An 11,660-nucleotide genomic window follows, 5' to 3' on the forward strand; every position below is an offset into this window, starting at 1 on the left:
CGTAGTTCGTGAGATACATTGCTGACAAACATCTTTTGCGAGTTGAAGGACTTCTCCAGACGTTCCAGCAGTGCATTGAATGTAATACTCAGTTCTCCCAGTTCGTCCTGTTCATTTTTCACTGGCAGTCTTTTGTCGATATGTGAGGCGGTGATTTTCTCCGCTTCTCTCACGATATTGCGTATAGGCTTTAAGGTGCTTCGGGAGAGGATATATCCGACAACCGCCAACACGGTCAATCCTCCGATAAATAACAGAATGAGCATATTTCTCAGTGCATCCCGGCTAGCGTATCCATAGCCATCATAGGCAGCGGCAGTGACAATGTAGTCTTGCCCTTCAAACGGATACACAAGTCCTATTGCCTGATATTCGTCCACATAGAAACTGATATTCTTTCGTTTCAGAATACGTTTTACCATCTCGGGTGTTTCCTTGACTATGTCGTTTTGAAGGGCATCATGATACAGTATTTTAAAATCTGTGGTATAGACGGCTACCTCTACTTCATTAATAAACTTCTGATTGTTCAGGTAAATAGACTGCATCGTTTTTGCATCTACTTGATTATTAAGAAATAAGTGAGCTTTGGTTATAGCTTCACTTTGCAGGTTGCGAAAGAAGGTATTGCTGCGCGAATGCTCGCTTACGTAATAGACAGCTACAACAAATGCGAAGAATACCGCAGCTGTAATGCCCGCATATTGCAGAGTCAGCGTTGTCCGGATTTTCATAATTTGTCAGTCAGTATGAAACCCATCCCTGCTTTGGTATGAATAAGTTTCGGTTCAAAGTTACGGTCTATCTTTTTGCGAAGGTAGTTGATATATACATCAATAAAGTTGGTTCCCGTATCAAAATGTGTGTTCCAGACTTTCTCCGCTATCTCTACCCGGCTCAATACTCTTTCGGCATTTTCGACCATATATAGCAACAGGTTATATTCTTTCGGAGAAAGTTTAATGGGAACGTTATTTCGTTCTACGTCTTTCCGCTGAAGATCAATGCGCAGATCTGCATAAACAAGTTCCTGCGGTAACTCCGGTACATTTCCTGAGACACGTTTTAATAGAACTTTGATTCTGGCATTCAGCTCTCTGAAATCAAAGGGCTTCACCATATAGTCGTCTGCACCGGCATCGAAACCGTCCAGCTTATCGTTCGTTGATCCTAATGCCGTCAACATTAATATAGGAATACGGGGATTGGACTTACGGATTTCTTTCGTCAGCTCGAATCCGTCCATCTTAGGCAGAACAATATCAGATATAACCAGATCGAACGTATGTGCCTGAAAAAGCCGCAGCCCCATTAATCCGTCATAAGCTACCATGGTCTGATAACCATTTTCTTCCAGCCCGTTCATCAGCAAACTTGCCACCCTGGGTTCGTCTTCTATAATTAGTATTGTGTACATAGGAAAGAACTCGTTAATCTGAATCTATAAAACGAAACAAAAATAATGATTATTCCTCACTTATGACTCTTTTAAACCATTTTATATTTGCTATATTTACATTAAAAAAAGGTACCCAACGCAATGTGAGTACCTTTTTATTTCATTTATTTATTCCATAAACCGGAAAATGATTCGTCCGCTCTGCGGACCATTCACCCATTTAGGCTGCGATGACGGGCCACATAGATCTGTAGAATTTACTTTATTACGTACAGGAGGAATCACATTCAAGACAGAAATTCCACTTTCAGGAAGCGTATAAAGTAAACGGTCACGACCGTCACGCGGCTGATATACTCCGATATAAGCATCCGGAGTTTCATTGGTCAGGCTGATAGTACCCTCTTTCGTGCGGATGTTCATCCAGGAAACACTGCCAAAATATCCTTTGAATTCGGGATATGTGAAAGTTTCACCCGGAATAGGATCGTTATAGTCGTTTTCCCAGACATCATATTGCGTGCCATGAATACGGTTCTGCCATACACGATAGGGCCCCGCTCCCAGCCAGCGTTTACTGATCACCTGATCTTCGGGATAGTCGAAGCAGATTCCCATTAAATCTACCACGCCGGAAAAATTGTAGGTATAATCCAGCACCGCTTCTCCATTTGGATTGATTGTCCATTGCGCTTTATCCAGATTACCCAGTTTATAATTGGCAGTAACAATCAGATTGCCTCCGTCTTCTTTTACATCCAGTTTCGTGAATACAGCAGCATCAGGGAATTCGCTGTAGGTACGATCCTTTTCTTTCGCTTTTTCGTCATCGTGATTATAAAACTGATCCAATGAGCGGTCGGCACGACGGGCACCGATGAAACGAGGGCCGTTGGCAAAGCTGATCTTGCGATTGTTTACGGATACACCTTTCAGCTGACCGTCTTTCTTTGAGAAAATGAAAGTATGATTCTTCGCTTTCACGGTAAGTTCATTTTCTGTTTCTGTAGAGGTTACCTTATTAGATAAGGGAGAGAGCACTTCATTAGCCTGATTCAGTTTGTTCACAGGGAAAGTCCAGCGCCAAAGTTCATGACCGTATCGGTCGATGGCTGTGAGGAAGAGGGCATCGGCATCCGGAAGGATCGTTGTTTTAATATCCAGCACACCTGCCAAATGGGCTGCAACATCACTTCCTTGTACTTCCCCTTGTTTCAGAACTTGAGCAGTTGTATTAGAAGCATCTGTTGCGGTAGGGAACTTCACCTGTTTCCAAAGGAAACGGCAAGTATTCAGATTCAGATAATCATAACGGTTTTCTACGGAGAACTTACCGTCAAACTGTTTGTCGACAGAAGTATTCATGATTTGTACCGGACTCCATAACTGCTTGATTGTATAGAAACTGCCTTCCTTTTCATGATGTGGACCTACAATACCGTCAGCGCCGAAATTTCCTTGATTATCAATGAATCCATCCATATCGACACGCTTCACTCCTTCGTCTGCCAGTACCCAAAGGAAACCACCGATACAGCGGGGGTGTTTACGCATCATTTCCCAATAGTCGTATAATCCGGCACCATGACCGCCATCATACAAACCGTGGAGAAATTCTGTCGGCATAAAGATTTCCGGCAAGCGCATATAGTTCTGACTTTCTCCGTAAGAACGGTAATGCATGGTTTCAAAACCAGAGAAATTGCCTTGCGGATGAATCACCGGACGTTTCTGCGGATCGTACTTGTGAAATTCTCCATCGAGTTCGGTATTCCATCCTTTTTCATTACCATTACTCCACCAGATAATAGACGGGTGGTTAACGTCACGTTCTATCATTCCTTCGATCAGGCGTACTCCGGTCGGAGTATCGTATTTACCATGCCAGCCTCCTAATTCATCCATCACATAAAGTCCCAAAGAATCACAAGCTTCCAGAAACTCCGGATCAGCCGGATAGTGACTCAGACGGACGGAGTTCATATTCATGTCTTTCATCAGAAGAACATCTTCGATATTTTTCGCTTTACTTAATGTACGGCCACTTTCCGGACGGAAGCTATGGCGATTGACACCACGTACCATAATGCGTACACCGTTTACGTATAATCCGTCACTTTCGCGTACTTCGATGGTACGAAAACCGAATGTTTCTGTCTCGTTGTGCAGCACTTTTCCGTCTTTGTCCAGCAAAGAAAACTGAGCTTTATAAAGATTCGGCGTTTCGGCTGTCCACAGAGCCGGATCAGAGACCTTGAGCTGTAAAGAAGTCCAGTCTCCTCCCGCTTTTACAGGGACGGTCGTTTCAGTTAGTTTTTGCCTTTATTGTCCAAAATCTGTGCCCGGATACTCATTCCGTCATTAGACAGATTGGTATAGCAATTGGCACGGAAGGAACCATCCATTTGCGCATCGATGGCGATATGACGTAAATTAATCGCAGGTTTTACTTCCAGAAATACCGGACGGAAAATACCTCCGAAGTTCCAATAATCGGCACGTCGCTCGGCAAGATTCACACTGGCATTTTCGCTTTCCTTTGAAACGGTTACTTCCAGCAGATTCTTTTTTCCATACTTAAGGAAATCTGTGACATTGTATGAAAAACGATAGAAAGCTCCCTGATGTTTCGAGCCGACTTTACGCCCGTTTACTTTAACTTCGGTATCTGTCATCGAAGCTTCGAATACCAGATTTACCTGCTGCCCGCGGAACTTCTCGGGGACCTCAAACTCGTACTTATACATTCCTTTTTCATCGGCTATACCTTCGGGGAATGCTTTGCCATAAAAGGTGATTCCATACTGATAGGTGCCAAAGCCCTGCAACTCCCAGCATGACGGTACACCGATCTTCGTCCATTTGCCGGAATTGCGTCCGTCAGTACAGAAGAAGTCCCATTCTACCATATCATCACATCCGTGACCGGAAAGGTATTGCCGTTCCGTTTGCGGAAGGGTTTGAGCAGCCAGAGTAGTTGCCAACGCCAAGGTTGATAATAAAGTGGTTACTTTTCTCATTGTTACTTTTATTATTGTGTTAGTTACTATTTATTTGTATCAATTCTTATTTTACTGCTTGCTGATGCGTATATGCAGCGTATGTTCTTTTTTCTCAATAGCATACTTCTTCAGTACGCCCGGTCCGCAGCTGCTATTCCCTAATCCGAGCACGGCCGCGTCCATACTGAGAATAATTTCGGGACGTGGCTTCAGATTGCAGTCATGAGTTTCTTTATATAAATCCTGTGCAGTATAATGCAAAGCAGAGGCAGAAAATACATCCTCTACCGCATCTACACGGATACCTTTATTCTGTTTGTCTGTCAGCGTAAAAAATTGTACTTCTTCCTTATTTCCACTATCCTGCGGACGAGGATAATGTATATACTGTTCTGCTACCGTTCCTTTCCAGAGTCCTGTTGCAGCAGATGTCTTGCGATCGGGATAATTATCCTGCGGTCCTCTGCCATACCATGTAAAGGTATTATAGGCAGGAGCCAGACAGAATGCAAGCCCCAAACGAGGCAATTCCGGAAGTACTCCTTGCGGTAAGAAAGTTGTTTTCAGATCAATGACTCCATCGGAAGAAATGGTATAGACGGATGTCGTTGTCACTTTGCCTTCTTTATATAAATTAGTTGTCCGGATACGTACTATGACTGCCCCATCTGCACGTACTTCATGATCAAAAGACTCCAGACTAATCAGAGGATGGTCCATGGCATGCAGTTTCCAGTCTTTTGCCAGCCAGTTTCCGAAACTCTTGTCATTATCTGTCGGTGCACGGAATGCTTGTGTGACGGGCTGAACCGGAAAATCATCCGGATAAGCCAATATTTCCTTGCTATTGTACGTAAGGGAAGTCATACTTCCGGTTCCTTTCTTTTCCCACTGAACCGAGAAGCCGCGTCCGCTAACCGATAAAGATTTATCATCCTCTTTTACTTGCAGCGCTCCTTTATTGATCAGATCGGCAGACAACAAATCTCCTTTCTGTAAGCAGAATTGTTCCCAAGTAACTTCATGACCGGCTTTCGCCCAAAGGGCATCAGATTTCAATACGATGCTTACTTTTAGCAGACAATCAGAAAGCGTATTCGTTGAGTTGCTGTTGTTGCCTTTTCTGTTTAAAGCCTTCTTGTCCGATAAGGAACGGAAAGCTGGTAAAGTAATTGTTTCACTCTCACCTGGAGCGACTTTCGGTAATGAGATTTCTCCCTGTTCTTTCTGTTTACCATCTATTGTCAATGTCCATAAGCAGCGATACTGAGATAAGTCTATATGATGATTCCTGTTTGTAACGATCAATTGTCCATTGTTGACGGCCAACTGAACCGGTGCATATACTTTCTTTACTTCCCAATACTTCGGAGTCGTCTCACGATCACTCATCAATAGACCATTAAAGCAGAAAGCTTTCAGATTCGGCTTATCACCGAAGTCTCCGCCATACGCCACCATAATGCGGCCATCAGGCAATTCTTTATAAATTCCCTGATCTACCCAGTCCCATATGAAACCGCCCAGCATACGGGGATTGCTATATATTTCATCCCAATATTCTTTAAAGTTGCCCAACGCATTTCCCATCGAATGGGCATATTCGCTTGTCATTACCGGACGGTCATCATTGGTACGTTCCGCTATTTCCAACAGTCGTTCCCAACGTGCATTTTCCGCACGTTCTTTGTCTTCTCCTTCTGCAATGCCCGGATTCAGATATTCTTGTTTCACACGGGTATAAAAACGGCTGATCACATCGACCGTCTTCGGATCAGGATTGCCATCTACTCCCTGCGCACCTTCATAATGAACGGGGCGTGTAGGATCAAAATCGTGTAACCATGCAGAAATAGCTGCAAAGTTCGGTCCGTAGCCGCTTTCATTCCCCATACTCCACATCACGATACTTGGATAGTTCTTATCACGTTCTGCCATGCGGACTGCACGGTCCATGAATGCAGCATACCAATCGGGAGTACTTGCCAGTGTCCCGCGCAGACCATGCTCTTCGATATCCGCTTCATCCATCACATAAAGCCCTAAACTATCACAGAGTTCATACCAACGGCTCACATTGGGATAATGGCTGGTACGAACGGCATTGATATTTGCCTGTTTCATCAGCAGTATATCCTGAAGCATTCTTTCTTCACTCATTACGCGTGCCGTCCGTGGATCGTGTTCATGACGATTCACACCTCTGAAGCGAACCGGATTACCGTTAATCAGTAATTGTCCTTTATTGATTTCTACAGTACGGAAACCGACCGACTGCTCCGCCTGTTCTATCACTTTTCCTTCCGCATTCTGCAAAGTAAGGTGTAATTTATAAAGATAGGGTGTCTCCGCTGTCCATCTTTCCGGTGATTTTATCATGGCTGACAGACGTCCTGTCTTACGTGGTCCACGCTGCGGATACCACTCATTCATCCGGCTTGCTTTATGCTCCAGATCCAGTATTTCTTCCACCTCTCCCTGTAACTTTATTATCTCCTTTCCACTTGCGTCTTTCAACACAGCTTGCAGGGTATATCCTTTTCCGGTCATACCTCTGTATACACTAAATTGCGGATCGATCTGCAAAATAAAGTCCTTATAATTGCCGGCAGATGCAGGAAGAGTGCGTATTGTATAATCACGCATACGAACATCAGGTGTATGTATCAGATGAATACTACGATGAATGCCGCCAAAACGCCAGAAGTCCTGATCTTCGAGATAAGACCCGTCACTATAACGGTACACTTCCAATGCTATCTGATTCTCACCAGTCTTCAGATAGTCGGTGATGTTAAATTCACTTGGCTCCATACTACCTTGGCTATACCCTACCCGTTCGCCATTTATCCAGACATAGAAAGCACTCATCACTCCTTCAAAGCGCAAAAAAGTCTGTCCGTCCGCTTCCCATCCTACAGGCAAAACGAATGTGCACCGATACTGTCCGACCGGGTTTCGTTCTTTATAGGTCGTATAGTCAGCTTTCGGCTCTCCCATTACTCGCGGAGGATCTATCTTAAACGGATAACCTGCAGATACATAAATAGGCGTGCCATATCCATTGACTTCCCAATTGGCAGGAACAGGAAAGTCCTTCCAGTCTTTATCATTAAAATCAGTCTGATAGAAATCTATGATTCTTTCGCCCGGAACAGGAGTCCATCGGAACTTCCATGTTCCGTCCAAAGACATCGAACAGTCTCCTTTCTGTACGGAGAAAGGAGTAAAAGCAGCCCGTGCCGGTTCACGATTAATCTGGAGAACATGATGATTCTCCCAGTCATGCATTGTTTGTGCCTGCATCGGGCAAGCGACCAATGCGCCAAGCAGTAATGTATATATTTTCATTCGTTCTTTTTTCTTCATACCAAGAAGACGGACGAAGGGGCATTTTGTACCCCTTTCTTTTACATTAATATTGAAGAATAATAAAAGGAGAAACACTCTATGAAGGGTTGTCTTGCTTCACACGCACAGTATGAGCATACGATTGAAGATTCGGAACTAAAACTGTAATTAAAATAAGAATATCAATTATTAAAATGCAAACATCGTTTTAACGATTAAGGTCTTGCGAATTAAAATACTCCTTCAGACAGGAGTAAAAACATATATGAATATCGCATTATCTTCCGGGAAATGTTTTTCTTTGTTATACATTCATGTCATTTATCTCATGTTCTGCATTAAAAAACAAAAGAAATGGAAGAGAATAAACAAACACTTTACAATGATGAGTTACTAGATATCCTGCCTGACGGAGTTATTATATTTAATATAAATGGAGAGGTTATCCAGCTTAATCGCCAGGCTCAAACCGAACTTCATGTCCATTCATCAGCCAATGAGATGATGCCTCTTTCAACCAATGACCTATTCAAGTTATTAAATAATAAAGAAGATATTCTTTCTGTCATCTTAGAGAAGATTCGTCAGGGTGAACAAACTTATTCACTTCCTGAACATACTTTCATGCAAGAACAGGTGGATTATACACAATTCCCGATCAGAGGTGATTTTGCAACGATCAAGGAAGATGGCAATCTGAAAAAGATCTTATTCTTTTTTCGTAATATCACTGTAGAACTGACACAGGAGTATATTCTGAACACAGCCTTACAAAGAACCAGGATATATCCGTGGTATTATGATATAAACCGAAGTGAGTTTACCCTCGACAACCGTTATTTCGAACATTTAGGTATTTCGGCCGGAGAAAACAACACTCTGACTATGGAAGAATACGTAAATATGATTCATCCTGACGACCGGCAAGCTATGGCCGACGCCTTTATTGTGCAACTTAGCGGCATGGAAACGTTCGATAAATCTGTCCCCTTCCGCTTGCATCGTGGAGACGGAACTTGGGAATGGTTTGAAGGCCAGTCTACTTATATTGCCAATATCTCAGGGCATCCCTATCGGTTGGTCGGTATCTGCATGAGTATTCAAGAATATAAAGACATAGAGAATACCTTAATCGAAGCACGTAAGAAAGCTGAAGAAAGTGACCGTCTCAAAATGGCTTTTCTGGCAAATATGAGCCACGAGATTCGCACACCACTAAATGCAATAGTCGGCTTCTCTGATGTAATCGGTTCCACTTATGATGAATTAAGCGAGGAAGAACGTGCCGATTTTGTGAGATTAATCAGTATCAACAGCGAACATTTAGTAAGACTGATTGATGATGTACTTGATTTATCCAAGATTGAATCAAATACCATTAAATTTACTTTTACTGACTGTTCTCTTCAATCTCTCATGATGGATATAGAGAAAGAACAAGCTATGAAACCTATATCCGAAATAGAGATCAGAGCATCATTTCCCAATGAAGATGTCTATATTAACACAGATGCTACACGTCTGAAACAAGTCGTATGTAACTTTATTAACAATGCCCGTAAATTTACCGAAAAAGGGTATATTCATTTTGGTTATGCAGTTGATCCAGTCAATGCAGACTCTGTGAATATCTTTGTGGAAGATACCGGGTCAGGGATTCCTCAAGAATGCCAAAAAGAAATATTCGACCGCTTTTATAAAGTAGATACTTTTAAACAAGGAACCGGCCTGGGACTTTCTATCTGCAAAACGATTGTGGAACATTTGCAAGGAGACATCTCCGTAGAGTCTGAAATGGGAAAAGGCAGCCGGTTTATCGTTACTCTTCCATTCGAAAGGCAGACAGAAGATTAATGCCCTCTGTATTCCTGCGGAGTGACACCGGTATGCTGCTTAAAAAATTTATTGAAGAAAGAGATATTGTAGAATCCCAAAGACAAAGCGATATTCTTCACTGGTTCATTACTTGACTTTAAACGAGACTTAGCATCCATCAGAATGACGGAAGCAATGACTTCCAGCGGGGTATTCCCCGCTGCCTTTTTAATTGTTGAACAAAAATGAGGCAGACTAAGTCCCAAATGATCAGCATAAAAGGAGGCACCATGATGAACTGTATAATTCTTCATGACCAGTTGCAGGAACTCCTGGTATATCTCATATTTTCTTGATTGAGTAGATAAATACCGATTGCTCTGTAGCTTATAAATCTCTGTTGCTCCCTGAATAAACATAGTGAGTACAGCCTTTACGATCTCTTTATTGGCCAATGTCTTGGCAGAAGCATACGCAAGAATCAATGACTCATAAAACATCTTATAGCTACAGGCTTGCAATGGAGACAAATTGATAACCGGATTTTCTACTATTATCGGAAGCAGATGCTGGGTGGACTTCATCAGATTTATATTTTCTATGAACTGAGATGAAAAGCCTGCATAATAAATATGAATATCAGATGAAAACTCATGAATTTCCATGAAATAATTAGGTGGCAGAGTGATTAAATCATTTTCGACAATATTATATCGTTCTCCATTAATTGTTGCCTGTATTGCCCCTTTCACACAAAGTATGAAGAATCCTGCCTCTATTTTACAATGAAAATTCTTATACCCATTCAGTAAATTTATCCCAAATCCTTCTCCCACTATATAATCAACTGTTAAATCGTACCTCGGTATATCGCTTTCCATCGTTATTTTGTTTTTATTTCAAATATAGAGATTATTTAAAATCTACGCTCGAAATAATTAAAATCCGACTATCGAATCATAAAAAAATAACATATATATTCTATTTATAGGAAAAAGGTTTCAAAATAAGAAACGGGATGCAGAAAGCTATACAAGCTTCTTTGCGTCCCGCTTTTTTACTACTATTGCAAAAGTTCAGTCTGCTAACAGAATTATTGAATATCCAAGGCATCAAAAGCCAGACCTTCCATATTTTCTGCTGAGAGTAATACTTTATAATATCCGGCGTTGATAAAAGTTCCGGTGGTGGTACTCATCATTTTCCATTTGTCCGGTGTCTCCGGGAAGGTCAGAATGTCTTCTTTGAGCACTACTCCCTTTGAATCGATGAACTTCATTAAAACAGGCATTGGTTTTCCAGTAGTATTCATATATTTAAAGCGAAGGGCATAAACCTGTGCCAGTCCGGTAGAGACATTCCATTCAATACTGTTACCTTTTCCTTTCTCAAAGAATACTCCCGTTTGCTTACGATGTTCTTTTTTACGGAATTTGCCTTTCAGGGTTGCCGCTTCAGCTTCATACGCTACACTGATACGGGCATTCTTGTCTTCGGGAAGCAACTCTTTCGGAGTTTTTTCCATGACTTCTTTGCCGGCCTTCTCCCAATTCCAGTTGGATGCGGGGAATAAAGTCGGTTGCAGATTTGCTTCAACAGAAGCAATGGCAATACCTGAAATCAGCCCCTGTCCTGCCTTTACTTCCGGAAAGTGAATTTTCAGTATTCCACCTTTTACAGTAGCGTACACCACTTTCTTGCATACTCCGTCGTGTCCACTCTCCGCCCAAATATCAAGATCATCCAATACTACCGAATCATTCACTGCCACATCGAAGATGCGCAACCCCTCGCAGTCGGTGGAAGCACTGCCTCCCGTCCCATGCCAAGGCTCTGTGAAATAGAGTTCAATCCGATATGTTCCGTCAGCTACCGGGAAATTGTACTCCAATTGATGACGTCCAAAACGGAAATGCTGGAACAACTTCCAGTCACGGCTTCCCCGAATCGGATCATTCGTCGTACGCTGACTGGCAAGGTATGGATTCAATTCTTTAAAGTTCGCTGCCCATGAACGGGAATAATGGGTATTATCCTGCATCCATAACTGACCGAAACTATCTGTATAGTCGTCTCCTCCACAGTTAATACGG

The 11,660-nt window shown here is 42.4% G+C and carries 6 protein-coding genes and 1 pseudogene; 1 reads left to right on the plus strand and 6 read right to left on the minus strand.

Going from position 1 to position 11,660, the window contains the following annotated elements:
- The 4 genes and pseudogenes from HMPREF9007_RS12695 to HMPREF9007_RS12680 all read right to left on the minus strand — a co-directional run.
- Nucleotides 1–734: HAMP domain-containing protein (locus tag HMPREF9007_RS12695; protein WP_008761638.1), on the minus strand; the 734-nt coding region annotated here is incomplete at its 3' end.
- The gene (locus HMPREF9007_RS12690) at nt 731–1,417 is read right to left on the minus strand and encodes a response regulator transcription factor (RefSeq protein ID WP_008761639.1); all 687 of its coding nucleotides are present in this window, start codon (nt 1,415–1,417) and stop codon (nt 731–733) included. The genes HMPREF9007_RS12695 and HMPREF9007_RS12690, both read right to left, overlap by 4 nt.
- 150 nt (nt 1,418–1,567) lie before the next feature.
- Nucleotides 1,568–4,419: pseudogene (locus tag HMPREF9007_RS12685) on the minus strand (glycoside hydrolase family 2 TIM barrel-domain containing protein).
- Between the two features lie 51 nt (nt 4,420–4,470).
- Complete coding sequence (locus HMPREF9007_RS12680; RefSeq protein ID WP_032850375.1) at nt 4,471–7,752, minus strand: glycoside hydrolase family 2 TIM barrel-domain containing protein; 3,282 nt, start codon at nt 7,750–7,752, stop codon at nt 4,471–4,473.
- Nucleotides 7,753–8,106: 354 nt separating this feature from the next.
- Between HMPREF9007_RS12680 and HMPREF9007_RS12675 the strand changes: the two genes are divergently transcribed.
- On the plus strand, nt 8,107–9,606 hold the full coding sequence (locus tag HMPREF9007_RS12675) for an ATP-binding protein (RefSeq protein ID WP_008761641.1): 1,500 nt from the start codon (nt 8,107–8,109) through the stop codon (nt 9,604–9,606).
- Here the strand turns inward: HMPREF9007_RS12675 and HMPREF9007_RS12670 are convergent.
- Entirely contained in the window at nt 9,603–10,448 is an 846-nt protein-coding gene (locus HMPREF9007_RS12670) for a helix-turn-helix transcriptional regulator (RefSeq protein WP_008761642.1), read from the minus strand. The two genes, HMPREF9007_RS12675 and HMPREF9007_RS12670, sit on opposite strands and share 4 nt — an antisense overlap.
- A gap of 212 nt (nt 10,449–10,660) precedes the next feature.
- The coding region (locus HMPREF9007_RS12665) for a malectin domain-containing carbohydrate-binding protein (RefSeq protein ID WP_008761643.1) at nt 10,661–11,660 on the minus strand (1,000 nt) is incomplete at its 5' end.

Source organism: Bacteroides sp. 1_1_14, from assembly GCF_000162515.1.
GTDB lineage: Bacteria > Bacteroidota > Bacteroidia > Bacteroidales > Bacteroidaceae > Bacteroides > Bacteroides thetaiotaomicron.